We start from the raw sequence: 23,637 nt of genomic DNA, 5'->3' as shown, positions 1-23,637 counted from the left end.
TTTCCGTCTTCAAAGTGAAGAATAAACCACGTTGGTTTATCTTCAAGCACAAAATCGCCATTCAATGCCGTTTTTAGCATAGAATTTAAACCAAAGGCTGAGTCTCCGTCCCTGCTTGTGTCCAAATTTAGCGGGAGGAAGCTTGAGGGACGAAGCCAGGCAGAGAAGGCCGCTGCAGGGGACAAAGCGGCCACACATCACGTCAATCCTGATAGTGCGTGTACTTTTTCGCACTCCCCTTCACTTGGTCGGCGGGATATTTCTCCGCATTCTTCTCCATCTTCGCCCGGCATGCCGCTTCGATATCCACGTCCAGCTTGCCCGCCAGCCGGATCAGATAGAGCTGAACATCGGCAATTTCGTCACGCACGGCGGCCAGTTGCTGCTCATCCAGCTCCCTTGACTGCGCCTCGGTCAGCCACTGGAAGCACTCCTGCAGCTCGGCAGCCTCCACCGTCAACGCCATGGCCAGGTTCTTCGGCGAGTGGTACTGGTCCCAGTCGCGCTCTGTAGCGAACTGATCCATAGCGTCACGGAGCTGCTTGAACGGGTCTGACATCTAGGGGTCACCTGGTTCTACGGTATCGGATAGCAGTGAGCATGCCTGCTCTGTTGCCCACTATCCAGCCAGCATCGGCATGGGCGACCATCCAGCCGCCCACTCGTTCACAGCACGGAGAGGAATTCGCCGATGACCTTCAGGTCCTCAAGCTCGTCCTCTAGCACGATGTCCTTGTAGCCGAAGGCGTTGGTCTGGGGCTTCAGCACGATGCGCTGGTTCACGAACTCGCCGTACTCCTCGACCTTCTCGCTCTGATACAGCTTTACCGTGAAGCTGCCGCCGTGATCCGGATCCTCGATGGCTCGATGCTGTACCACGACGACCTTGCCTTGCCGTGTGCCACCAGGGTTGGCACGGAACAGGCACCAAGCGCCATTGGGGATGCGCCGATTCATCGACTCCCCCACTACCCGGCTGACGAAAAGGTCGGGGCTTGCGCGCATGAAATCCGGTAGCTCGACCCAGTGCTCGGCTTCGGCGATCTGCATCTCGCTGAACTCGCCGGCGGCGATGCTCAAGTCATAGACGGGCACATGGCGCTCGAATGGCGCTGCCTGGTCACGCGTCACGATGGGAAGGTGCAGGCCATCCAACACTTCGGCGTCCTCAGACGCGTCCAGTTGCCCGGGCGCCGCCTGAGAGCGAACATAGGCCGCAAAGTACTCGCGGGTCTCGGGGTCCGTGGCATAGACGTAACAGCCCTTCTGGCCCCGCGTCATCAGCGTACGATAGGTGTTCTTGATGATCTGGTCCGCCAGGCCACGGGCATGCTCAGGCTGCTCCTTGAGCATCTTCTTGTAGCCATGCACCGAGCGGTCCTGCCCTGCCCGCTTGGCCGCGTCTGTCACCGCACGGCCGTCACGAATCACGAAGTCGTCCCCGATGATGACGCCGACGTAGTCGAACTCGAGCCCCTGGCAAGTGTGGATGCAGCCGACCTGCTCTGCTGATCCATCGGCAATCGCCCACAGCATGCCGTCGTCATCGAGGTTCCACTGGGCCGCGAAGCCATGTTCGGGAAACACGATGTCCATGGCCTGCTTGTCCTTCTTGCTGGCCCAGGGCCAGCAGTAGCCCGCCACCATGCGTGCCTTGTTGGCCTTGCGGTTCTTATCGAGAATCGCCCGGCGCATGGCACTCGGGTCATCGAACACCTGGAAGTCGTAGTCGATGTCCTCCAGGTCGGTGTTGGCCGTGGTGCGAATCTGAAGGGCGTGATCGAGCCATGCCAAGTAGCCGTCCGAGCCGTTGCAGCGAAACTGCGATGCTAGCTCAAGCTCTTGCACCTCGGCGCCGCACTCGGCCGCACGTCGCCGGATCTCCTCGACCGTACCCACGTCCTTCAGCGTCACGCGCTGCGCTTCATCGATAAAGAAGATCGAGAAGCGTGACGCGGCGATCACCTCCTTGATCTGGCTCTCCCCCAGGTTCTGGTACATGCCGGACTTTTCGTTCAGGCGGTGCGCCTCGTCCACGATCAGGGCATGGAAGGTGTCTGGCTCGGCGTTGACGTAGCTACCCGAACCCTTGAAGAGGTTATCGATGTGCGTCTTCTTGCGCGTGCCGGTCAGCTTCTTCTTGAAGACCTCACGAGGGGCCGAGTTGCGCGAGACGTACTGCGTCATCATCTCGCGCTTCGTCAGCTCCACCAGCAGGTTGATGGCCACCACCGACTTGCCGGTGCCCGGTCCGCCCTTGACGATCAGGCACTGTTTGTTGCCGCTACCTGCACGATGCGCAAGATCGATGGCGGTTTCATAGACCAGCTTCTGGTCGTCGATCATCAGGAACTCGGCGTTGCCCTGCATCATCGAGGCCAAGGCATCCGCCAGGTTCTTGCTCGGCTTGATCACACCATGCTCGATGCGATACATGATGTCGTTGCTGTCGCCGTACTTGATGTGCTGGCTCAGAAACGCCGAGAGCTTCAAGGCATCCTGCGAGATAAAGACCGGCGCACGGCGCGTGTGGTGCTCGTAGAAGGGATCATTGATGGCGTCCCCTTGCTTCATGTTGTGCAGGTAGGCGCAGGGCACCAGGCGGATCGACTCGGAGCGAACCGTCTCGTTGTAATCCTCGATCAGCGCGCCATAGGACCATGCCTGATACGACGGATGGTTGGTCTCGCGTACGCCGCCGCCCAGCTGGGTACGCACGATGGCATCCTTCTGCGTCACCTCGACGGACTGCCACTGTTTCAGTTCCACGATGACCGCGGCATCGTCCCGCTGGTGGTTCTTGCCGGTCAGGATGAAGTCCACGCGGCGATTGGTCAGCGGAATGTTGTATTCGATGGCTACGCCTGCCGATGCGGGAATGCCCTCATCGAGCAGCACGCTCATCATGAAGCGAAGGGAGTTCTCCCAGGACGTCACCTCACTGCGCGGCGAGTTGCGGTTCAGCCTGCGTGCCACCTCGTTCTCAATGGCGTCGGTGATGACGTTGGCTCGTACATCGTCGATGAATTGCTGCTTGGTGGCGTTGTAAACCAGCATCGTCTCAAGGATTCCTTTCAAGACCGGAATTCAGCCATCTTGGCTCATGGAATAACCGCAGCACTTTGGCCAACGGGATAGAAGCAGCCAGGCAGGCCGATACCATCCTACTGTGGCTGAGCCACGATGAGGAGAGTCCTACACAGAAGGCATGGCTACCCTATCTCGGCATGACCCACGCTCGCCACAGCGGTTGATCAGCCACAGTCCCAAATGGACACAACGTAGACAGGTACCGCGAAGAACAGCGAGAAGAAGGGGAAAGCTAAGCGTAAGTGCCTGATTCTTGGTGGGCCCAGCTGGACTCGAACCAGCGACCAAGGGATTATGAGTCCCCTGCTCTAACCAACTGAGCTATAGGCCCTTTCAGCGTAGGAGGCGCGAGCGCGCCGAAGTATGATAGCGAATGGCGATGAAGGAGGCCATAGCCGGCCGCACTCCCCCGCCTATTCCGCCGCCGCGGCACCTTCTCCCGCTAGCGCGGTCTTCATTGAGCCCGCCCCTTCTGGAGATCCGCCGGTGCCCCTTCGCTCTCTTTCCCGCTCGTTAACCCGCTTTCCCACCCCGGGCGCTGCCCTGTTGGCGCTGCTGGCTGCCCTGCCGGCCACCGCCTGGGAGCTGGACCCGGCCCATTCGCGGGTGGCCGCCACCGTGGTGCAGCTCGCTCCGGAGGGGCCGATTCCCCGCCAGCATGAGGTGCGCCGGCTCTCCGGTGCGGCCGAGGCGGATGGCACCCTGAGCCTGCTGCTGCGGCTGGCCCAGAGCGACGTGATCGAGCGGATGGGCCCGCTGCCGCCCTGGCTCTCGGGCTTCACCGAGCGACCCATGGCGACCCTCACCACCCGCTTCCCGCCGGAGCGGCTGGAGGCCCTTGCCGTGGGTGATTCCCTGGTGGAGGTCCTCGAGCTCTCGGTGCAGTCCGGCAATGCCACCCGCCACGAGCCCTTGGCGGTGCGCTTTACCCGGGAGGCGCCAGAGCGGGTGCGGGTCACCAACGCGGAACGGGTGGCGCTGGACGGCCGCGAGCTGATGGCCGACCCCACCCTGCGCTCGGTGATGCTGCTGCTCGGCTACGAGCAGATCGGCGACGAGGTGCCGGTGAGCCTGGATGCGGTACTAGTGAGGCGGTAGTCGCCGCGGCGAACCGATACCGTGCCTGGCATGGCGCACACCGGCATTTTTGATAATGATTATTGCTTGTATAATGAGGCTTTCCGCAAATCCGGTGGTCTCGCCATGCCCTCCTCCCTGGCCAAGCTCTACATCGGCCCCCTGCAGCACCTTGCCCCGCCGGCGATCACTCCCCTGGCGGCCCCCCTCGGCATGCCGGACCGAAAACTGCCGGACGGGCGCCGCAATCCGCTCTTCCAGCCGGTGCGCTACCTGGCCGACGTCGCCGGGGGCGAGCCCGAACGGCGCCGACGCCTGTGCTGCATCCGCTACCTGATTCCCGAGCTCGGCTACTGCGGCAACTGCCCGCTGAGCTGTCGCCGGTCCACGCCGTAGGCGAGGTGACAGGCCATGTTTCCGACCCGCCGCCACACCGTCGCCGACTTCCTCGGCTACGGCCGCCGCTACCAGATCGACTACCGCTTCCCGGCGGCGCCGAGTCAGCCGGCGCGCGCCGCCCGGCTGCCCATCGCCCAGGGCCGGGTGGAAGAGGTCGCGCTGACGGCGGGGGCCGAGCTGGTGCTCTCCGACCTGGAGGTGGTCCAGCCCTATGCCTCCCGCTCCCGGGGCCAGGCGGCGCTGCTGATCGTGGCGGTGATGGAGGGGCGAGTGCGCCTGGGGCTGGCGGGCAGGGAGCGCTGGCTCACCGCCGGCGAGGCCTACACCCTGCGCCTCGACGACCGCCAGGTGCTCGGTGCCCACCAGCCCGCCGGCCAGCGCCTGCGCACCCTCAGCCTGGCCCTGAGCGATGAGGCCCAGGGCGAGTGGTGCGACTCGCTGCCCGCGGCGGCCCCATACGCCTGGTCGCTGCCCAATGCCCTGGCCCTGACCCTGGAGCAGGGCTATCGCAGCGGCCTCTCCGGCCAGTCGCGCCGTCTTTTCCTGCAGGGGCTGGCGCTGCAGCTACTGGCCCAGGGGCTCACGCCCCCCGCTCCGGAACGCCTCCCGGCCACGGCCACCGCGACGACCCCGGCCAGGCGCCTGGAGGCGGTCCGTCGCCTGCTCGAGGAGCATCCCGAGCGGGAACATGACCTGGCGGCCCTGGCGAGCCTGGCCGCCATGAGCCCCAGCACCCTGGCACGCCACTTCCGCGCCGCCTACGGCTGCTCGCCCATCGACTACCTGCGCCGCCGGCGCCTGGCCCGGGCCCGGGAGCTGCTGCTCGGCGGCCATAGCGTCCAGCAGGCCGCCCACCTGAGCGGCTATCGCCACGCCAGCAACTTCATCACCGCCTTCCGCCGCACCTATGGCGTCTCGCCGGGGAGCCTGGCGAGTTCCCGCCACTAAGGCAGGCTGGGGCCCGCCCATAACCCCTTGCGCGGCGCGCATAACTCGCCGGGGCGAATAAGTGGAACAATTCTCACTTTCACAGCAACCCTCCGAGTGTGATCCATGCCCCGCTTGCATCGCCTGACCCTCGCCATCGCCCTGGCCTCCGCCCCGCTCTCCACGCCACTGCTGGCCGACGAGGCCCTGGAGACCCTGACGGTCACCTCCAGCGCCGCCACCAAGACCGAGACGCCCTTTATCGAGACGCCCCAGGCGATCTCGGTGGTCGAGCGGGAGGACTGGGAGACCCGCGGCGCCGAGAGCGTCCAGCGCGCCGCCGACTATACCCCCGGCGTCTTCACCAACCAGATCGGCGCCTCCAACCGCTACGACTACCTGGTACTGCGCGGCTTCGCCGACGGCAGCATCAACAACACCTTCCTCGATGGCCTCAAGGTGATGAGCGACGGCGGCTCCTTCAGTTCGCTGGTGATCGATCCCTGGTTCCTGGAGCGTATCGAAGTGGTCAAGGGGCCGGCCTCGGTGCTCTATGGCCGCGCCTCCCCGGGGGGCCTGGTGGCCCAGACCAGTCGCCGCCCGGAATTCGAGTCCGGCGGCGAGCTGCGCCTGCGCCTGGGCAACAATGCCCAGCGCAGTGCCGCCTTCGACCTCACCGGCCCGCTGGACGCCGAGCGCCGCCTGGCCTTCCGCCTCACCGGCCTGGCCCGGGCCGCCGATACCCAGTTCGGCCCGGTGGAGGAGCGGCGCTACGCCATCGCCCCCCAGCTCATCTGGGACATCAGCGACGCCACCAGCCTGACCCTCCACGCCTACCTGCAGCGCGACCCGGAGGGCGGCTACCATGCCGGCCTGCCCTTCGAGGGCACGGTGGTGGACCGTAACGGCCGCCGCATCGCCAACACCTTCTTCGAGGGCGAGGAGGCCTTCGAGACATTCGAACGCGACCAGCTCATGGTCGGCTACGAGTTCGAGCATCGCTTCCATGACGGCCTGAGCGCCCGCCAGCGGCTGCGCTATACCGAGACCGAGGTGGAGCTGGCCCAGGTCTACGCCTACGGCTGGGCCTCGCCCACCGAGCTCAACCGCTACTTCTCCGGCGGCGACGAGTCCCTCGATGCCCTGACCGTGGATAACCAGCTGGAGGCGCGCCTGGCCACCGGCGGCGTGGATCACACCCTGCTGCTGGGCCTGGACCATCAGCGGCGCAACAACGACGTCACCTGGACCTCCGGGGCCTTCCCCGCCATCGACGCCTTCGATCCCCAGTACGGCACCGGACCCAGCATGATGTTCCCGGAGGTACGTCAGCGCCGCGAGCTGGAGCAGACCGGCCTCTACCTCCAGGATCAGCTGGCCTTCGGCAACTGGCGGGCCAACCTCGGCCTGCGCCACGACTGGGTGGATATCACCAACAGCGACCCGGTGAGCGGCACCCAAAGCGTGCTGGATGACACCCAGGTCAGCGGCCGCGCCGGCCTGCTCTATGCATTCGACAACGGCCTGGCCCCCTATGCCAGCTACTCCACCTCCTTCAGTCCCAACAGCACCACCGACCAGGACGGCGACCTGCTGGCCCCCACCGAGGGCGAACAGTGGGAACTGGGCCTGAAGTACCAGCCCCCGGGGACGCGCCACCGCTACAGCCTCGCCCTCTTCGATATCACCCAGGAGAACGTCTCCGCCAAGCGGCCCAACGAGACCTTCTATCGGGCCACCGGCGAGATCCAGTCCCGCGGCGTCGAACTGGAGGCGCACCACCAGTTGACCGAGGCCCTCTCGCTGCAGGCCGCCTACGGCTACACCGACGTGACCCTGGAGAAGACCGGCGACGCCACCCAGGGCAATCGCAGCAACCAGGTGCCGCGCCATCAGCTCGCGGTCTGGGGCCACTATACCGCCCAGTCCGGCGCCCTGGCCGGCCTGGATGCAGGACTCGGCGTGCGCCATCACGCCGATATCTACGCCGACGACGCCAACACCCAGAGGGTGCCGGACACCACCCTGGTCGACGCCACCCTGGGCTATGACCTGGAGCGCCTGGGCCTCGACGGCATGAGCGCGCGCCTCAACGTCAGCAACCTGCTCGACGAGACGTACGTGGCCTCCTGCTACGACCTGAACTTCTGCTACTTCGGCGCCGAACGCAGCGTTACCGCCTCTTTCCACATCGCATTCTGATCAACACATAGGAAACACCGCATGTTCGAGAACCACACTGCCACCTTCGAGGTTCACGGACGGCAGCTGCTTGGCGCTACCGGCCTGCCCCTGAGGGGTGGCCGGGTGCATGGCCTGATTGGCCGCGAGCTGGTGGCCTCACTGCTGGGCGACGCCTACTCCAGGGGCCCCGGCCGCCGATAGGCACGGCGCTCGCCTCTCACGCGCCGGGCATGGCCGCGCAGACATCTTCCTCGCGGGTATCGCCGACCTATCGGTCGGGAATCAGCCGGCCCGGCACGAGGCGCAGGAAGGCCACCATGCCGAAGAGTTCCACCAGCGATTGGAAGACGATCACCACCACCGCCGCCTGCCAGGCCTCGGGCAGCGCCAGGGCGATGGGCAGCACCACGAAGGAGTTGCGGGTGGCGAAGCTGAAGGTGAGCGTCCTGGCCGCCGGGGGCGCCAGGGCGAATGCGCGCCCCAGCGTCCGACCCAGCAGGGCCGCCAGCGCCAGGTAGGCCACGAAGATCGGCAGCACCTGCAGCAGCACACCGCCCAGGGTCGTCACGCTGCCCACTTGGGTAGCGGCGATGCTGAACAGCACCGCGGCGAGCAGCGGCACAGGCAGCCAGCCGAGCCCCGCCACCAGACGGCGGGCGCCGGCGCGGCGCCTGGCCAGGCGCTCGGTCAGCCAGGCCGCCGCCAGCGGCGCGAGGATCAGTCCGGCGAAGGCGGAGAGCAGCGGCCCGCTGATGGCCACCCGGGCCCAGTCGGCGCCCAGGAAGAGCCAGAGGTAGGCCGGCAGGGCCACCAGCTGCACCAGCAGCAGCAGAGGGGCGGCCGCAATCGCTCGGCCGGCGTCGCCGCGCCCCAGGTGGGTGAAGCTGATGAACCAGTCGGTGCAGGGCACCAATAGCACCAGCAGCACCCCGACCTGGACGGCGGGCGCCAGGGGCAGCAGGAGCACCAGGGCCCCCACCGCCAGGGGCAGGATCAGGAAGTTGCCGGCCAGCAGGGCCGCGCCGAAGCGCCAGTCCCGCGCCGCCAGGCCGAGCCGGCCCAGCGGCACCTGGGTAAAGGTGGCGTAGAGCAGCAGGCCGAGCAGCGGCCAGAGCGCGCCCTCCAGCGCCCCGGCCGCCTCGGGGCGGGTCATCCCCAGGCCGAGCCCCGCCAGGAGCGCCACCAGGTAGCCCCACACCTGGTGGCGATCCAGCGCCTCACGCACGGGTGGCGTCACCCAGGGCGGTATCCGCCATCAGCGCCCCGGTCTGCACCCGCCACTGGGCGGCGTAGCGGCCGTCGGCGGCGAGCAGCGTCTCGTGGCTGCCGCGCTCCACCACCTGGCCACCCTCGATCACCACGATCTCGTCGGCGTGGACAATGGTGGAGAGGCGGTGGGCGATCATGATCACGGTGCGGCCGTGGGCGATCTTGCGCAGGGAGCGCTGGATGGCGGCCTCGGTCTCGTTGTCCACGGCGCTGGTGGCCTCGTCCAGCACCAGGATGGGCGGGTCCTTGAGCAGCGCCCGGGCCAGCGACAGCCGCTGGCGCTGGCCGCCGGAGAGGCGAATGCCGCGCTCCCCCACCGGGGTGTCGAGCCCCTGGGGCAGCGCCTGGATAAAGTCCCACGCCTCGGCGGTCCTGGCCGCCTCGATGATCTCGACTTCCGCGGCCTCGGGCTTGCCGTAGGCGATGTTGTCGCGGATCGAACCCTCGAACAGGTAGACGTCCTGGCTCACCAGGCCAATGGCGCCGCGCAACGAGGCGAGGCTCACCTGGTCGATGGGCTGGCCGTCGATCCGCACCCGCCCGGCGCTGGGGTCGTAGAAGCGCAGCAGCAGCTTGATCAGGGTCGACTTGCCGGAGCCGGTGGCGCCCACCAGGGCCAGCGTATTACCGGCGGGCACACGGAGGCTGACGTTCTCCACCCCCACCTCGCTTGCCGCATAGCGAAAGCTCATTCCCTCGAAGCTCACCTCGCCGCGCAGGGGCTCGGCCAGCGGCGTGGTGGCGTTGTCGCGCACGGTGATGGGCACCGCCAGCAGGTCGAGGATGCGCCGGGTGCTGGCCATGGCGCGCTCGAACAGGTCGATCACCTCGGCCAGGCCCGTCAGCGGCCAGAGCAGGCGCTGGGTGAGGAACACCAGCACGCCGTAGGCGCCCACGTTGAGGTCGCCGCGCAGGGCGAGCATGCCGCCCACGGTGAAGGTGGCCAGGAAGCCGGCCAGGATCGCCATGCGGATCACCGGGATGAAGGCCGAGCTGACCCGGATCGCGCGGCGGTTGGCCTCCACGTAGGCCTCGCTCACCTCGCGCAGCCGCGCCGCCTCCCGGGCCTCGCTGGTGAAGCTCTTGATGGTGGCGATGCCCGCCAGGTTGTTGGCCAGGCGGCTGGAGAGGTCGCCCACCTTCTCGCGCACGTCGGCGTAGAGCGGGCCGGCCTTGCGCTGGAAGAAGAAGGCGCCCCAGACGATCAGCGGAATCGGCGTGAAGGCGAGCAGCGCGATCAAGGGCGAGATGATGAAGAAGACCGCCCCCACCGCCACCACGGTGACGCCCACCTGGATCAGCGAGTTGGCGCCGCCGTCGAGGAAGCGCTCCAGCTGGTTGACGTCGTCGTTCATGGTGGCGACTAGCTGCCCCGAGCTCTTCGACTCGAAGTAGGCCATGTCGAGCCGCTGGGCGTGCTCGTAGGTGTCCAGGCGCATGTCGGCCTGGAGGCGCTGGGCGAGGTTGCGCCACAGGATCTTGTAGAGGTACTCGAAGATCGATTCGCCGGCCCAGATAAAGAAGGTCAGGATCGCCAGAACGAATATCTGCTCCTGGGGCGTGGTGAAGCCGAGGCGCGCCACGAAGCTGCGCTCCTGGTTGACCACTACGTCGATGGCCACGCCGATCAGGATCTCCGGGGCGATATCGAAGATCTTGTTGATGATCGAGCAGCTGGTGGCGGCGATGATGCGCCGGCGGTAGCCGCGGGCGTAGCGCAGCAGGCGCACCAGCGCCTGGAAGCTGTTGGGGGCAGCGGTGTGGGTCATGGGGTGTCCTTGTGATTGACGCGCACAGGATAGCCGACGGCGGCCCTGCCCCACCAATGCCTCCGGCATTCACTCAGGGGAGCGCAGCCGCCGCAGGTCGGTGAGGATAGGGGTGCCGGTGACCGGGTCGTGAAGCAGGGTGCAGGCGACGTCGTAGAGCTCGCGCACCAGCGCCTCGGTGACCACCTCCGACGGGGCGCCCTGGGCCACGATACGCCCGTCGCGCATGGCCACCAGGTGGTCGGCGTAGCGGCAGGCGCTGGCCAGGTCGTGGAGCACCAGGGCCAGGGTGCGGCCGGCGCCAGCCAGGCGGCGCACCAGCTCGAAGACCTCCAGCTGGTGGCCCAGGTCCAGCGCCGAGGTGGGCTCGTCGAGCAGCAGCAGCGGGGTCTGCTGGGCGATGGTCATGGCGATCCAGGCACGCTGGCGCTGGCCGCCGGAGAGCGCCTCCATGGGGCGCTCGGCCAGGGCCTGGAGCCCCGCCGCGGCCAGCGCCTCCTCCACCGCCCGCTGGTCGTCCGCCGACCACTGGCTGAGCCAGCCCTGGTGGGGCTGGCGGCCGAAGCGGATCAGGTCGCGAACGGTGAGCCCCTCCGGCGCGCTGGCCTCCTGGGGCAGCAGCGCCAGGCGCCGGGCCAGCTCCCGGGCCGGCAGCTTGCGGATATCGCCGCCATCGAGGAGAACCGCGCCCCCTGCGGGGGCGTGCAGCCGGGCCAGGCCGGCCAGCAGGGTCGACTTGCCGCAGCCGTTGGGCCCGACGATGGCGGTCACCCGGCCCGGCGGCAGGGCGAGATCCAGGCCCTCGATCACCGGGGTGCGGCCGTGGGCGAGACGCAGCGCCTCGGCTTCAAGGCGCTGCGGCGGCGGGGTTCGCACGTTCATGTGAGCCTCCTCGAGGCGGGTCGCAGCAGGATCCACAGCAGCCAGGGGCCGCCGACGATGGCGGTGACGATGCCCACCGGCAGCTCGATGGGGGCCAGCAGCACGCGGCCGGCCAGGTCGGCCAGCACCATCACCAGGGCGCCGGCCAGCGCCGAGGCGGCCAGGGGCACGCCCCGGGACGACGACAGCGAGCGGGCGATCTCCGGGCCGATCAGCCCCACCATGCCCACCGGGCCGGCCACCGCCACGGCCAGCGCCGTCAACAGTACCGAGAGTGAGAGCACCTGCGCGCGGCGGCGGCGCAGCCTGACGCCGAGCCCGGCGGCCACGGCGTCGGAGAAACGCATCAGCGAGAGCGAGCGGCCCAGGGCCAGGGCCAGCGGCAGGCCCACTGCCAGGCCCAGGGCGAGCACGGTAACCGCGCTGCCCGGCCGGGCGTTGAGGGTGCCCACCGTCCAGGGGTAGGCGGCATTGGCGGTGTCGATGGGCACCCGGGCCAGCAGCAGCTGGGTGATGGCGCCGAACACTGCGCCGATGCCGATGCCGGCCACGATGAAACGGTAGCCGCGGGTATCGCCGCCGCTGGCCAGGCCGAAGGTGATCGCCGCGGCGGTGGCCGCGCCGGTGAGGGCCATGGCCGGCGGCGCCAGGGAGACGCCGAGTCCCACCACCGAGGCCACGGCGAAGGCGGTGGCGCCGTTGTCGATGCCGATGATGCCGGGGGTGGCCAGGCGGTTGCGGGCCAGGGTCTGCATCAGGCAGCCTGCCACGGCGAAGGCCGCGCCGGTGAGCCAGGCGGCCGCCAGCCGCGGCAGGCGCAGGTCGTGGATTACGAAGGTGGTGACCACCTCGCCGTCGCCGGCCAGCGCCCGCGCCAGCTCCGCGAGGCTGACCGGGATGCTGCCGACCATAAGGTAGGCGGCGGAGGCGGCCAGCAGCAGCGTCAGCAGCAACAGGTTGACCGCCAGGGCGCGGCGCTCGATCAGCAGGGTGGCTCGCCCGGCGGTCAGGTGCCAGTAGCCGGGCGGGACCCCGCCGCTGCCGGGGTCAGTCCCCGGCGGTATCAGCCCCGTTTGTGAAAGGCTCGGCGTCCCCATCGTCTCTTCCATTTTGTCTAAAGCGTCGGCAGGCGGCGGGCGCGCACCACCGCCACCAGCACCGGCGCGCCGAGCAGCGCGGTCAGCACGCCCAGGGGCATCTCCGCGGGGCTGACCAGCAGCCGGGCGGTGACGTCGGCGCCGAGCACCATCAGTGGGCCCAGCGGCAGGCAGAGCCAGAGGGTGCGGCGAACGTCGGGGCCCGCCAGGGCCCGGGCGGCGAAGGGCACCACCAGGCCCACGAAGGCAATGGGGCCGGCGATGGCCGTGGCGGCGCCCACCAGCAGCGCCACCGCCAGGACCACCAGCAGGCGCACCCGGCCGGGATGGTGGCCGAGGCCCGCGGCCACCCGCTCGCCCAGGGCCAGCGCCGCCAGGGGGCGGGCCAGCCACAGGGTCAAGCCCAGGGCCAGGGCGAGGCTCGGTAGCACCGCCAGCAGGTCCTCCAGGCGCCGCCCGGAGAGACTGCCGATCACCCAGAAGCGGATCTCGTCGGCACTGCGCTGATCGAAGAGCAGCAGCAGCGAGGTGAGCGAGGCGAGCAGCGCAGAGAGCGCCGCGCCGGCCAGCACCAGGCGCACCGGGTCGCTGCCCACGCCGCGCAGGCGTACCACGCTCAGCACGGCGGCACAGCCGAGCAGGGCGCCGAGCTGGCCCACGGCCACGCGCAGGGTGGCGGTGCTGGCGCCCAGCCAGAGCGCCACGCCCACGGCGAAGGCGGCCCCGGCGCTGACGCCGAGCAGCCCCGGCTCGGCCAGGGGATTGCGGGATACCGCCTGGAGCAGCGCGCCGGAGACCCCCAGCGCCAGCCCCACCCCGATGCCGATCAGGGTGCGGGGCAGGCGCAGCGACCCCACCACGAAGCGCGCCTCCTCGTCCCCCGCCCCCAGCAGCACGGCCAGGGCCCGCGTCGGGCCCACGTCACCGGCGCCCAGCAGCAGGCTGGCCAGCGCCGCCAGCAGCAGCAGGACGCAGGCCAACGCCGTCATCCCGGCCAGGGAGCGCCGGCCGTGCAGGGCCCCATAGGCCGCCACTCCCGCCATCAGGGCAGCAGGGCCGCTTCGATATCGTCGAGGATTGCCAGGGCCGCCAGGGGCCCGTTGGCGCTGGTCCACAGCTGGCCATCCACCGGCACCACCCGGTCGGCGGCCACCGCGGGCAGGCGGGCAAAGGCAGGGGAGCGGCGGGCCGCCTCCAGCGCCTCCTGGCCCTCTTCATTGAGAGTGGCCAGGAAGAGCCAGTCGCCGTCCAGCCGCGAGAGGTTCTCCAGGCTCAGGGGGTCGCTGTGCACCACGCCATCGCGCACCAGGCCGGCCTCGCCCAGCTCCAGGCCCGCCTTCGCGATCAGCCCGGAGGCGAAGAGCCGCTCCGACATCACCATGGGGCCCTGGGGCATCCAGCGGATCAGGTTGGCGGAACCCCCGGCCTCGGCCGCCTCCAGCGCCTCGGCCAGGGCGGCGCTGCGCGCCTGGACCTCGGCGATGGCCGCCTCCATGGCATCGGTCTCACCCAGGGCCTCGCCGAAAAGGCGCGCCTCGGCCTCCCAGTTGTCCGCCGCCAGGGGGCGGGTCTTGGGCACCACGGTGGGAGCGATACGCGACAGCAGGGCGTACTGCTCGGCGCTGAGCTGCGGCGCGGCCAGGATCAGATCCGGGCGCTGGGCCAGCACCGCCTCTAGGTTGATCTCCCGCACCACGCCGACGATGGCCAGCGACGCACCGGGGTGCTGCGCCTCCAGGTGGGATTCGATATAGCGGGCCACGCCGTCGCCGCCGCGGGTAGTCACCGCCGCCACGGGCAGGTGCCCGGCGGCCAGGGCCGCATCCAGGGCACCCTCGTAGAGGGTGACGATGCGCTCGGGGGAGGCGGGCACCTCGACCGAGCCGTTGGCGGTCTCGACGCTGTTCGCCTGGGCGGTGCCGGCGAAGGCCAGGCAAAACGCCAGCGCCGAGAAGGATCTCCCCAGCAGGCGGGACTTGAGGAAGGCGAGCGAGGCAGGCGGCATATGACGGGCTCCTGTGAGGACGAAACAACCAGAGGGCGAATAGTAATGATTAACAATTCACTGTTCAGCCCGCCCTCCTGGAACGTACCGTTCGAATCCGCGCAACAAGCAGCGGGCTTGCACCCCACCGAGCCGATTCACGACAATGCCTCGCTGACTCCACGAGGAAACCCGATGCTCGCCGAACTCTTCGCCGTGATGGCCCCCGTGCTGGCCGGTGCCGGCCTGGGCTTCACCTGGATCCGCCTTGGCCACCCCTATCCAGTGGAGTTCGTCACTCGGCTGGTCTTCAATATCGGCACCCCGGCGCTGGTGCTGGCCTCGCTCTCCGGGGCCGAGATCGATGCCAACAGCTTCGGCCGTACCATGCTGGCCACCGCCCTGGTGATGACCGCCATGGCGGCGGCAACGGTCGCCATGTCTCGTCTGCTGCGTCGCAACTGGCGGGTCCTGCTGGCTCCCATGATGTATCCCAATACCGGGAACATGGGCCTGCCGGTGGTGCTCTACGCCTTCGGCAGCGCCGGCTTCGCCTTCGGCATCACGGTGATGGTCACGGTGTCGCTGTTTCAGTTCACCCTGGGGGCGGTGCTGGCAAGCCAAGGCAATCCGTGGCGCACCCTGGCCCGCACACCTACCGTCTATGCCATCCTGATCGCCCTGGCGCTGCTGCTTACCGATACTGAGCTGCCGCTGTGGCTCGACAATAGCGTCGACCTGATCTCCGGGTTCACCGTGCCGCTGATGCTGATCACCCTGGGGGTCTCCCTGGCCAGCATTCAGGTCAAGAGCCTCAAGTCGGGCATCGGCTTCAGCCTGCTGCGCACCCCGGTGGCGGCGCTGCTGGCCTGGGGCATCGGCACCCTGCTGGGGCTGCCGCCGCTGGCCCTCGCCATCCTGGTGCTGCAGATGAGCATGCCGGTGGCGGTGTTCAACTATCTGTTCGCCCAGCGGTCCGGGCATGAGCCCGAGTATGTGGCCAGCCTGGTGTTCTGCTCCACCCTGCTGTCGCTGCTCTACCTGCCGATCCTGCTGGCGATCCTGATGTAGCCGGCCGACTCCGGAACACCCGCCGGCCCCGGGAGTCACTATGCTGTGGTAGGGAGAGCCACCAACCGGGAGAACAGGATGCACACCACACGCAAACGGCTATCCATACGCAAGCGACTCTCCACCCCTCTGCTGCTGGGCACGGCGCTGGCCGCCGGGAGTGCCCAGGCGGTCGAGGTGGTTCAGGAGCGTATCGCCACCGAGCACCTGGACCTGCGCCTGGAGCGGCTGGCCACCGACCTGGCCCACCCCTGGGGCCTGGCCATGCTGCCCGATGGCCGCTTCCTGGTCAGCGAACGGCCAGGGCGCCTATCGCTAATCGAGGAGTCGGGCGAGGTCCGCCACCTGGAGGGCCTGCCGGAGGTCAACGACCGTGGCCAGGGGGGACTGCTCGACGTGGCGCTCCACCCCGACTATGGCGACGGCGAGCACGACTGGCTCTATTTCACCTGGAGCCAAGCCGGCAGCGGCGGTACTGCCACGACACTCTCCCGGGCACGCCTGGAGGGAGACGCCCTGACCGACGTGGAGGAGCTGTTCGTTCAGGACCGCTTCTCGGGCCCCGGCCGCCACTATGGCTCACGCCTGGCCTGGCTGCCCGACGGCACCCTGCTGATGAGCATCGGTGACCGCGGCAGCGAGCCGCCTCGCGCCCAGGACAAGGGCGATCATGCCGGCAGCGTGCTGCGGCTGACCGCAGCCGGCGGCGTGCCCGACGACAACCCCTTCGTCGATGACCCCGAGGTCCTCGACGAGCTGTTCACCGCCGGCAACCGCAATATTCAGGGCATGATCGTCAATCGCCACGGCGAGGCCTGGGCCACCGAGCATGGCCCCCGGGGGGGCGACGAGCTCAACCATCTCCAGGCCGGCGAGAACTACGGCTGGCCGGAGGTCAGCCTGGGCCGCGACTATGCCACCGGCGAGCCCATCGGCGCCGACTCCCTGCCCGGCATGCGCGACCCCGTTCACGTTTTCGACGGCACCCTGGCCCCCTCCGGCCTCGCCGAGGTCACCGCCGACACCTTCCCCGACTGGCAGGGCGACCTGCTGGCCGGCGGTCTGCGCAGCGAGCGGCTGATACGCCTGACCGTGGCGGACGGCGAGCTGGCTCATCTGGAGGTGATCCTCGACGGTCATATCGGCCGGGTGCGCGACGTGCGCCAGGGCCATGACGGCGCCCTCTACCTGCTCAACGACGATGCGCCGGGCAGCCTCTACCGCCTGGTGCCCGCCGACTGAACCAGCCCACTGCCGGCGGCCCGCCACCGGCAGCGGCCCTCCACTCCCTACCCCGGGCTGCCATGCGCCTACGCAACCTCATCATTCTCACCGTCATCGTCCCGCTGTTCCTGGTGCTGCTGGTCTTCAGCATGGTCGCCATCACCTCGCTGGAGGAGAACGTCCGCTCCCGCCTGGAGCGGGAGGTCCAGGTCATCACCCATGTGATCGGCACCTCGCTCAGCCACGCCCTGGCCCGCGACACCACCGAACCGCTGGAGGAGTCGCTCTATTCGGCCTTCTCCTTTCATCGCATCTACGGCGCCTATGTCTTCGACGCCCAAGGCCAGGAGGTCTACGGCCTGGGGCTGGGCCAGGCGCTGTTCAGCCCCGAGGACATTCGCGCCGTGGCCGAGGCCGGCGAGATGCAGGCCGACTACCGCAATGACGATGGCTGGCACTACTATTCGGCCCTCAAGCCGCTGACCTCGCCCACCGGCGAGGTGCGCGGCGTGCTGCAGGTCAACCGGCTCAATACCGGCATCGAGAACTACACCGGCTTTCTCAGTCAGGTCGCGCTGCTCGCCTTCGTGATCGGCGCCGCCGGCGTGGTGCTGGGCATCTGGTGGGGGTTTCGCCGCCATATCGAGCGCCCCCTCGAGCGCCTGCTGGCGGTGATGCAGCGGGTCGAGAGTGGCGATCGCCACGAACGGGCCATCGTCAAGGGGCCCCAGGAGTACCAGCGGCTCGCCGCCGGGCTCAACGGCATGCTAGACGGTCTCGCCGAGAAGGATGCCGATATCGAAGCCAGAAGGCACAAGGAGATCGAGCTCGAGCAGCGCCTGCGCAAGTCGAAGAAGCTGGCGGAGCTCGGCGTGCTGGCCGCCGGCGTGGCCCACGAGATCGGTGCGCCGCTCACGGTGATCAACGGCCAGGCTCAGCGGCTGGCGCGACGCGACAACATCGGCGACGACGAACGGCAGCGCCTCGGGCGCATCCGCGGCGAGGTGGAGCGTATCGTCGAGATCGTCCGCCAGCTCATGGAGCTCGGTCGCCGCCATAACGTAGAGAAGGAGCCGCTGGCCCTGGACAGCCTGGTCGACGCCGCCCGGGAGCTGGTGGAGGAGGACCTGGAGCAGCGCCGCATCCGCCTGGTGCTGGAACTGCCCGAACCGATGCCGCGGCTGCTGGCCAACGGCCAGCAGCTGATCCAGGTACTGACCAACCTGCTGCGCAACGCCGCCCAGGCCGAGGACGTACAGCGGGTGCGGATTCGCGCCCGCCAGGATGAGGCCTGGCTGACGCTGTGGGTGGAGGACGACGGCGCCGGGATCGCCCCGGCGGACCAGTCCCAGGTCTTCGACCCTTTCTTCACCACCAAACCCGTCGGCCAGGGCAGCGGCCTGGGGCTGTCCATGGTACACCGCATCATCAACGATCACGGCGGCACCATCGGCGTCTTCGACAGCGACCTGGGCGGGGCCGGCTTCGAGATCGGCCTGCCCCTGGATGACACCACCCACGGAGGACTCACCACGTGACAGGGAACGACTGTCTCACACTGCCGCTGCTGATCGTCGAGGACGACCCGGCGATTCTCGAACTGCTGACGGAGGAACTCGAGGAAGCCGGCTACCACACCCTGGGCGTCGGCAGCGCCGAGGAGGCCTTGGCCACCCTGAGCCACAGCGAGGTGGCGCTGATCATCAGCGACGTGCGCCTGCCGGGGATCAGCGGCATGCAGCTGCTGGAGCAGCTGCGCGCCGAGGGCTATCGGCAGGGCTTTATCGTGATCACCGCCTTCGGCACCATCGATCAGGCGGTGGAGGCCCTGAAGATCGGTGCCGACGATTTCCTGACCAAGCCGCTGGATCTGGAGGGCGTGCGCGATGCCGTCTATCGGGTGCTGGAGAGCCGACGGCTGGTGGAGCGCTTCCAGCAAACCACGCCCCCCCGCCACTTTCATGGCATCGTCGGCGGCAGCGATGCCATGCAGACGCTGTTCCACGATGCCGCCCGGCTGGCCAGAAGTGATGCCCCCATCCTGGTACTGGGGGAGAGCGGCACCGGCAAGGAGCTGCTGGCGCGGGCCGTGCATGCCGAGAGCCCCCGCGCCGGGCGGCCCTTCGTGGCGGTGAACTGCGCCAGCATTCCCGCTGAGCTGATGGAGAGCGAGTTCTTCGGCCATGTCAAAGGCGCCTTCACCGGCGCCAGCGACGCCCGCCAGGGCCTGTTCCAGGCCGCCCATGGCGGCAGCCTGTTTCTCGACGAGATCGGCGAGATGTCCGCCGGCCTGCAAGCCAAGCTGCTGCGCGCTCTGCAGGAGAAAGCCGTGCGTGCGGTGGGCGCCGAGAAGGAAGAGGCGGTGGACGTGCGCATCATCGCTGCCACCCACCGCGACCTGGAGCAGGAGATCGAGGCGGGCCGCTTTCGCAGCGACCTCTTCTTCCGCCTGGAGACCTTCTCGCTGCGCATACCGCCATTGCGCGAGCGCCACGGGGATATCGAGCGCCTGCTCTCGGCGCTGATCGACAAGCACGCCGAGAGCCAGGGCAAGACGATCGACAGCGTCGAGCCCGCCGCGCTCCAGGCGCTGCTCGATTACCCCTACCCGGGCAACGTGCGCGAACTGGAGAACGCCGTAATGCGCGCCGTGACCTTGGCCGAGAACGGCCTGCTCAGTCACGGCGACCTGCCCGAGCGCATTCGCCAGCACGGCGCCGAGCAGCGCCGAGCCGGGAGCGACCGGGAAGCCGGCAATGCCCTGACCCCGACCGTGCCACAGAGCGGCTGGCCGCGCCTGGAGGAGGTCGAAAAGCGCTATATCCAGAAGGTGCTGGAAGCTACCGGCGGCAACAAACGGCGCACCGCGGATATCCTGGGCATTGCCCGTCGCACGCTCTATCGGCGCCTCGAGGAGGAGTAGCCATCCCCGGGCATGCCGTCGCGACGCACACCACAATGGTTCCGGCGAAAAAACGCCCCCGTGGGGAGCGGGGGCACAAGGGCGCCTTGTCCAGGCTGACGGCACTCCTGGGCTATGCCGCCAGGAGCTCAGGGAGGGTGGTGGGACCGTCAGTGGAGGGCGGCGCCAAGAGGTGAGTCATGCACCATGACAACGATCCGGCTTTAGGGCGAAGGCCCTGGCCCATCAGGCCAGGGCCGGGAACGCCTTACCAGCCGCTCTCCTCGTCATCCTCGTCGGGATACTCCCACTCTTCCTCCTCGTCTTCATACTCCATCACCGGATCGTCGGCCGGGTCCGACTCGCCGGGCATCGGCTCGGTGCCGCTGCCAAATCCGGGCTCATCGGCCGGTGATGTCTCGGCACCCGGTGCGGCGGGGTCAGCACCCGGCGCGGCGGGGTCAGCACCCGGCGCGGCGGGGTCGGCACCCGGTGCGGCGGGGTCGGCGCCCGGCGCGGTCTCAGCGCCCTGCTGCTGGGTGGCAGGGTTCTGATAGTCGTCGTCCTGCTGGAAGCTGCCCGCCATGGCAAGCGGACTTGCCGTCAAGCCAACGGTTACGCCAAATACGCCAAGCTTCTTGAGAAACGTCTTGGACATCATCTATATACCTCCTGGGAGTCGTCTTTTCCGACGAAGTGTGGAGGGCCTTTTGCCCTCTGCCGCTGTCCGCCCAATGCCGGACAGCGGCATGCAGTTGGGGGTGGCGCCGCGGGCGCCGTGGCTTGGTGGCGTTAGAAGCCGCCCTGCTCGTCATCCATCGGCTCGCCCATGGGCTCTTCCGGCTCCATGCCGGGATCCTGCCCCATGCCGGGGTCATCGGCAGGGTCCTGCCCCATGCCCGGATCCTGGGCCGGCTCTTCCATGGGCGGCTCTTCCATCGGTGGCAGTTCGTCATCGTTGCCGCAGCCGGCAAGGGCCAGGGTGCCCAGTGCCAGGGCCGCGATGGAGGCGAGTGCCGCCAGACGACCGCGGCGCGAGAATCGAGTGTGATCGGTGTGTTTCATCTGGATGTCTCCCTGAGTCATTCGCGTTCACCCAGAGAATTGCAGGGGGCATGCCACACACGCCAAAAAGACAAAAAAACAATAAAAATCAATATTTTGACAAGATTCGGAAAAGCTCTAGCAACGCACACTCAGCCCCAGGGCGCTGGTGAAAAATGACACATGGGTCAGGGCTGTCACAGCGCACTCCCCTGCCCTGCCGCGGTCTCCCTATCCCAGACAGGATGAAAAACAGGCGTTTAAACCCATTCGGAATCAAGGTGTTTGATCATGTACAATGCGTCGGCGATCGGCGACAGGTGGCGATAGCGATCACCAGCCCCGTTGACAGCAGGAGGCCCGCGGCACTGGCGGTGTTCGACAAAACCGCCACACTCAAGGGGGCAGCCGTACAGGATACTGCCGCGATTCCCTGAGCGAGCCCGCTGGTCGCTCTGCAGCGAAAGGAGGAGTAGGGTATGTACCGCAAGATCATGGTGCCGATCGACTTGGCACATATCGACGTCATCGAGCCATCCCTGGAGGCGGTCGCCGACTTGGCCCGCCATTATGATGCCGAGGTCTGCTACGTGGGCGTGACCTCCAGCAGCCCCAGCAGCGTGGCTCGAAGCCCGGAGGAGTTTCAGCAGAAGCTGGACGCCTTCGCCCAAAAGCGGGCCCAGGTACACGGCCAGCCGGTCAGCACCCATACCGTGCATAGCGCGGACCCGGTGGCCAATCTGGACGACCTGCTGCTAAAAGCCATCGACGAGGTGGGCGCCGACCTGGTGGTCATGCCAACACATCCCCCGAAGCACCTGGATGTCATCATGCCTTCCCACGGGGGTAAGATCGCCACGCACACCGACGTCTCGGTGTTTCTGGTCAGACCCAAGGCAGACTGAGCCACATCGCCAACCGCTAATAATTCAGATGTCAAAAAAAGGGAGAAAGTCAAGTGGACAAGCATCCTGACGACGACAGCGCCCCAGAGGCCAACAAGACCTCTGAAGGGATACCGGCCCCGGAAGGGCCCGCCGATCTAATCGATACCGACTACGTGATCGGTCAGGACAACATTACGGCCAGTCCCCTTGGGATCAACCTCGACCTGCACGGCAAGGTGTTCACTGTCTCATCGATAGTGATCCTGTTCTTCGTGATCATCGCCCTGGCGCTGCAGGATCAGATCGAGCCCATCTTCAATGTCGGCTTCAGTTTTCTGACGGTCAACATGGCCTGGTTCTTCCTGCTGGCCGCCAATATTTTCGTGATTCTCTCCATCGTGCTGATCTTCACCCCCCTGGGGAAGGTGCGCATCGGGGGGGCCGAGGCCAAGCCGGATTTCAGCTATCTCGGCTGGTTCTCCATGCTGTTCGCCGCGGGGATGGGCATCGGCCTGATGTACTTCGGGGTCTCCGAGCCCATGGACCACTTCCAGTCGGCGCTGGGGGGGATCGCCACCGAGAATGGCGCACGTACGGACTGGGCGCCGCTGGGCGCTGCCGAAGGCAACGAGCAGGCGGCCATTGCCCTGGGCATGGCGTCCACCATCTTCCACTGGGGGCTGCATCCCTGGGCGATCTATGCGGTGGTGGCGCTGGCGCTAGCGCTGTTTTCCTTCAACAAGGGCCTGCCGCTGACCATGCGCTCGGTCTTCTATCCCATCCTGGGTGAGCGCGTCTGGGGCTGGCCGGGCCATGTGATCGACATCCTGGCGGTGTTCGCCACCCTCTTCGGCTTGGCCACCTCCCTGGGGCTCGGTGCTCAGCAGGCTACCAGCGGCCTCAATAGCCTGTTCGGCATTCCCGATGCCAATGCCACCATGGTGCTGCTGATCATGGGTATTACCGTGGTCGCCATGGGCTCCATCACGCTGGGGGTCGACAAGGGGGTTCAGCAGCTCTCCAAGCTCAACATGGGGCTGGCCTTCCTGCTGCTGATATTCGTGATCCTGGTCGGCCCGACGCTGATGATCGCCACCGGCTTCTTCCAGAACCTGCTGGCCTACCTCACCAACCTGCCGGGCCTCTCCATGCCCTTCGGCCGCGAGGACGCCAACTTCAGCCAGGGCTGGACGGCCTTCTACTGGGCCTGGTGGATCTCCTGGTCGCCCTTTGTCGGCATGTTCATCGCCCGGGTCAGCCGCGGCCGCACCGTGCGCGAATTCCTGGTCGCCGTGCTGCTGGTGCCGTCGCTAGTGTCGGTGCTGTGGATGACCTCCTTCGGTACCGCCGGCATCCAGCAGTTCCTGGCGGGCAACTTCGAGGGCGACGTCGATGCGCTGTTCATCATGCTGGGCGGTCTCCCGCTGACCGAGATCACCTCCTTCATCGCCATCGTGCTGGTGATGGTGTTCTTTATCACCTCGTCGGATTCCGGCTCGCTGGTGATCGACTCCATCACCGCCGGCGGCAAGATCGATGCGCCCAAGCCCCAGCGGCTCTTCTGGGCGATCATCGAGGGGGCCATCGCCATCGCCCTGCTGCTGGGTGGCGGCCTGACGGCCCTGCAGACGGCGGTGATCACCACCGGCCTGCCCTTCACTCTGGTGCTGCTGGTGGCCTGCTACGCTATCGTCAAGGGCCTGATGAGCGAGCCCAGGGCCGTATAGCATAGCCACGCAAGACAGGCGCAAGACCCAAGCAAGACTCACGAGGCGGCCCACGGGCCGCCTTTTCGTTCTCCGCAGCGCGGCGCCTGCGCCGCTGTCGCCTC

The 23,637-nt window shown here is 67.8% G+C and carries 21 protein-coding genes and 1 tRNA gene; 11 read left to right on the top strand and 11 right to left on the bottom strand.

The window, feature by feature from the left end; genetic code table 11:
• Window positions 1–202: 202 nt before the first annotated feature.
• The 3 genes from ACZIYR_RS04180 to ACZIYR_RS04170 form a co-directional block, all read right to left on the bottom strand.
• Entirely contained in the window at window positions 203–559 is a 357-nt protein-coding gene (locus ACZIYR_RS04180; RefSeq protein WP_483528300.1) for a nucleotide pyrophosphohydrolase, read from the bottom strand.
• 107 nt (window positions 560–666) lie between these two features.
• Window positions 667–3,057: a DNA/RNA helicase domain-containing protein gene (locus tag ACZIYR_RS04175; protein WP_483528299.1), complete on the bottom strand. Its 2,391-nt coding sequence runs from the start codon at window positions 3,055–3,057 to the stop codon at window positions 667–669.
• A gap of 287 nt (window positions 3,058–3,344) precedes the next feature.
• Window positions 3,345–3,421, bottom strand: a tRNA-Ile gene (locus ACZIYR_RS04170).
• Between the two features lie 155 nt (window positions 3,422–3,576).
• On the opposite strand from ACZIYR_RS04170, the gene ACZIYR_RS04165 reads away from it, so the two are divergent.
• From ACZIYR_RS04165 to ACZIYR_RS04145, 5 genes are all read left to right on the top strand, one after another.
• Window positions 3,577–4,188 carry a hypothetical protein gene (locus tag ACZIYR_RS04165; protein WP_483528298.1) on the top strand — a complete coding sequence of 204 codons (612 nt, stop codon included), beginning with the start codon at window positions 3,577–3,579 and terminating at the stop codon, window positions 4,186–4,188.
• A 105-nt stretch (window positions 4,189–4,293) separates the two neighbouring features.
• Window positions 4,294–4,563, top strand: a complete 270-nt coding sequence (gene fhuF, locus ACZIYR_RS04160; RefSeq protein WP_483528297.1) for a siderophore-iron reductase FhuF — start codon at window positions 4,294–4,296, stop codon at window positions 4,561–4,563.
• 15 nt (window positions 4,564–4,578) lie between these two features.
• Entirely contained in the window at window positions 4,579–5,514 is a 936-nt protein-coding gene (locus tag ACZIYR_RS04155) for a helix-turn-helix domain-containing protein (RefSeq protein ID WP_483528296.1), read from the top strand.
• Window positions 5,515–5,619: 105 nt separating this feature from the next.
• Complete coding sequence (locus ACZIYR_RS04150) at window positions 5,620–7,695, top strand: TonB-dependent siderophore receptor (protein WP_483528295.1); 2,076 nt, start codon at window positions 5,620–5,622, stop codon at window positions 7,693–7,695.
• Window positions 7,696–7,716: 21 nt separating this feature from the next.
• Window positions 7,717–7,878: a hypothetical protein gene (locus ACZIYR_RS04145; protein ID WP_473032519.1), complete on the top strand. Its 162-nt coding sequence runs from the start codon at window positions 7,717–7,719 to the stop codon at window positions 7,876–7,878.
• A 67-nt stretch (window positions 7,879–7,945) separates the two neighbouring features.
• Here the strand turns inward: ACZIYR_RS04145 and ACZIYR_RS04140 are convergent, their stop codons facing one another.
• From ACZIYR_RS04140 to ACZIYR_RS04115, 6 genes are all read right to left on the bottom strand, one after another.
• On the bottom strand, window positions 7,946–8,914 hold the full coding sequence (locus tag ACZIYR_RS04140) for an arsenic resistance protein (protein ID WP_483528294.1): 969 nt from the start codon (window positions 8,912–8,914) through the stop codon (window positions 7,946–7,948).
• Window positions 8,895–10,715: an ABC transporter ATP-binding protein gene (locus ACZIYR_RS04135; protein ID WP_483528293.1), complete on the bottom strand. Its 1,821-nt coding sequence runs from the start codon at window positions 10,713–10,715 to the stop codon at window positions 8,895–8,897. Before ACZIYR_RS04135 ends, ACZIYR_RS04140 begins: the two co-directional genes overlap by 20 nt.
• A 69-nt stretch (window positions 10,716–10,784) precedes the next feature.
• Window positions 10,785–11,597 (bottom strand): ABC transporter ATP-binding protein, encoded by an 813-nt coding sequence (locus ACZIYR_RS04130; protein WP_473032515.1) that lies wholly within the window; start codon window positions 11,595–11,597, stop codon window positions 10,785–10,787.
• Window positions 11,594–12,694, bottom strand: coding sequence for a FecCD family ABC transporter permease (locus tag ACZIYR_RS04125; RefSeq protein WP_483528292.1), 1,101 nt, complete (start codon window positions 12,692–12,694; stop codon window positions 11,594–11,596). The genes ACZIYR_RS04130 and ACZIYR_RS04125 overlap by 4 nt, the downstream gene beginning before the upstream one ends.
• A 17-nt stretch (window positions 12,695–12,711) precedes the next feature.
• Window positions 12,712–13,683 carry a FecCD family ABC transporter permease gene (locus ACZIYR_RS04120; RefSeq protein WP_483529043.1) on the bottom strand — a complete coding sequence of 324 codons (972 nt, stop codon included), beginning with the start codon at window positions 13,681–13,683 and terminating at the stop codon, window positions 12,712–12,714.
• 53 nt (window positions 13,684–13,736) lie between these two features.
• Window positions 13,737–14,699, bottom strand: a complete 963-nt coding sequence (locus ACZIYR_RS04115; RefSeq protein ID WP_473032513.1) for an ABC transporter substrate-binding protein — start codon at window positions 14,697–14,699, stop codon at window positions 13,737–13,739.
• A 174-nt stretch (window positions 14,700–14,873) separates the two neighbouring features.
• Here ACZIYR_RS04115 and ACZIYR_RS04110 point away from each other — a divergent pair, with 174 nt between their 5' ends.
• The 4 genes from ACZIYR_RS04110 to ACZIYR_RS04095 all read left to right on the top strand — a co-directional run bounded on the left by ACZIYR_RS04110 (window position 14,874) and on the right by ACZIYR_RS04095 (window position 19,896).
• Window positions 14,874–15,749, top strand: a complete 876-nt coding sequence (locus ACZIYR_RS04110) for an AEC family transporter (protein ID WP_483528291.1) — start codon at window positions 14,874–14,876, stop codon at window positions 15,747–15,749.
• A gap of 78 nt (window positions 15,750–15,827) precedes the next feature.
• The gene (locus ACZIYR_RS04105) at window positions 15,828–16,991 is read left to right on the top strand and encodes a PQQ-dependent sugar dehydrogenase (RefSeq protein ID WP_483528290.1); all 1,164 of its coding nucleotides are present in this window, start codon (window positions 15,828–15,830) and stop codon (window positions 16,989–16,991) included.
• Between the two features lie 62 nt (window positions 16,992–17,053).
• Window positions 17,054–18,511, top strand: a complete 1,458-nt coding sequence (locus ACZIYR_RS04100) for a sensor histidine kinase (protein WP_483528289.1) — start codon at window positions 17,054–17,056, stop codon at window positions 18,509–18,511.
• Window positions 18,508–19,896: a sigma-54-dependent transcriptional regulator gene (locus ACZIYR_RS04095; protein WP_483528288.1), complete on the top strand. Its 1,389-nt coding sequence runs from the start codon at window positions 18,508–18,510 to the stop codon at window positions 19,894–19,896. Before ACZIYR_RS04100 ends, ACZIYR_RS04095 begins: the two co-directional genes overlap by 4 nt.
• 247 nt (window positions 19,897–20,143) lie before the next feature.
• Here the strand turns inward: ACZIYR_RS04095 and ACZIYR_RS04090 are convergent, their stop codons facing one another.
• Together ACZIYR_RS04090 and ACZIYR_RS04085 are read right to left on the bottom strand one after the other, a co-directional pair.
• The gene (locus ACZIYR_RS04090; protein WP_483528287.1) at window positions 20,144–20,536 is read right to left on the bottom strand and encodes a hypothetical protein; all 393 of its coding nucleotides are present in this window, start codon (window positions 20,534–20,536) and stop codon (window positions 20,144–20,146) included.
• A 131-nt stretch (window positions 20,537–20,667) separates the two neighbouring features.
• On the bottom strand, window positions 20,668–20,940 hold the full coding sequence (locus tag ACZIYR_RS04085) for a hypothetical protein (RefSeq protein ID WP_473032509.1): 273 nt from the start codon (window positions 20,938–20,940) through the stop codon (window positions 20,668–20,670).
• A gap of 458 nt (window positions 20,941–21,398) precedes the next feature.
• On the opposite strand from ACZIYR_RS04085, the gene ACZIYR_RS04080 reads away from it, so the two are divergent.
• Together ACZIYR_RS04080 and ACZIYR_RS04075 are read left to right on the top strand one after the other, a co-directional pair.
• Window positions 21,399–21,824, top strand: a complete 426-nt coding sequence (locus ACZIYR_RS04080) for a universal stress protein (protein WP_483528286.1) — start codon at window positions 21,399–21,401, stop codon at window positions 21,822–21,824.
• 53 nt (window positions 21,825–21,877) lie between these two features.
• Window positions 21,878–23,533 (top strand): BCCT family transporter, encoded by a 1,656-nt coding sequence (locus ACZIYR_RS04075; protein WP_483528285.1) that lies wholly within the window; start codon window positions 21,878–21,880, stop codon window positions 23,531–23,533.
• The last annotated feature ends 104 nt before the right edge of the window (window positions 23,534–23,637 follow it).

It is taken from the genome of Billgrantia sp. NRB1, assembly GCF_056921725.1.
The sequence above is the reverse complement of the archived record's forward strand: the minus strand, read 5'-3'. Positions and strand labels throughout refer to the sequence as shown.

Bases quoted from the DNA above. Each gene is read 5' to 3' on its own strand.
- ACZIYR_RS04175 (WP_483528299.1), bottom strand. From the start codon at position 3,057: ATGCTGGTTTACAACGCCACCAAGCAGCAATTCATCGACGATGTACGA.
- ACZIYR_RS04120 (WP_483529043.1), bottom strand. From the start codon at position 13,683: ATGACGGCGTTGGCCTGCGTCCTGCTGCTGCTGGCGGCGCTGGCCAGC.
- ACZIYR_RS04130 (WP_473032515.1), bottom strand. From the start codon at position 11,597: ATGAACGTGCGAACCCCGCCGCCGCAGCGCCTTGAAGCCGAGGCGCTG.
- ACZIYR_RS04150 (WP_483528295.1), top strand. From the start codon at position 5,620: ATGCCCCGCTTGCATCGCCTGACCCTCGCCATCGCCCTGGCCTCCGCC.
- ACZIYR_RS04135 (WP_483528293.1), bottom strand. From the start codon at position 10,715: ATGACCCACACCGCTGCCCCCAACAGCTTCCAGGCGCTGGTGCGCCTG.
- ACZIYR_RS04080 (WP_483528286.1), top strand. From the start codon at position 21,399: ATGTACCGCAAGATCATGGTGCCGATCGACTTGGCACATATCGACGTC.
- ACZIYR_RS04085 (WP_473032509.1), bottom strand. From the start codon at position 20,940: ATGAAACACACCGATCACACTCGATTCTCGCGCCGCGGTCGTCTGGCG.
- ACZIYR_RS04105 (WP_483528290.1), top strand. From the start codon at position 15,828: ATGCACACCACACGCAAACGGCTATCCATACGCAAGCGACTCTCCACC.
- fhuF (WP_483528297.1), top strand. From the start codon at position 4,294: ATGCCCTCCTCCCTGGCCAAGCTCTACATCGGCCCCCTGCAGCACCTT.
- ACZIYR_RS04180 (WP_483528300.1), bottom strand. From the start codon at position 559: ATGTCAGACCCGTTCAAGCAGCTCCGTGACGCTATGGATCAGTTCGCT.
- ACZIYR_RS04110 (WP_483528291.1), top strand. From the start codon at position 14,874: ATGCTCGCCGAACTCTTCGCCGTGATGGCCCCCGTGCTGGCCGGTGCC.
- ACZIYR_RS04090 (WP_483528287.1), bottom strand. From the start codon at position 20,536: ATGATGTCCAAGACGTTTCTCAAGAAGCTTGGCGTATTTGGCGTAACC.
- ACZIYR_RS04100 (WP_483528289.1), top strand. From the start codon at position 17,054: ATGCGCCTACGCAACCTCATCATTCTCACCGTCATCGTCCCGCTGTTC.
- ACZIYR_RS04155 (WP_483528296.1), top strand. From the start codon at position 4,579: ATGTTTCCGACCCGCCGCCACACCGTCGCCGACTTCCTCGGCTACGGC.
- ACZIYR_RS04125 (WP_483528292.1), bottom strand. From the start codon at position 12,694: ATGGGGACGCCGAGCCTTTCACAAACGGGGCTGATACCGCCGGGGACT.
- ACZIYR_RS04115 (WP_473032513.1), bottom strand. From the start codon at position 14,699: ATGCCGCCTGCCTCGCTCGCCTTCCTCAAGTCCCGCCTGCTGGGGAGA.
- ACZIYR_RS04145 (WP_473032519.1), top strand. From the start codon at position 7,717: ATGTTCGAGAACCACACTGCCACCTTCGAGGTTCACGGACGGCAGCTG.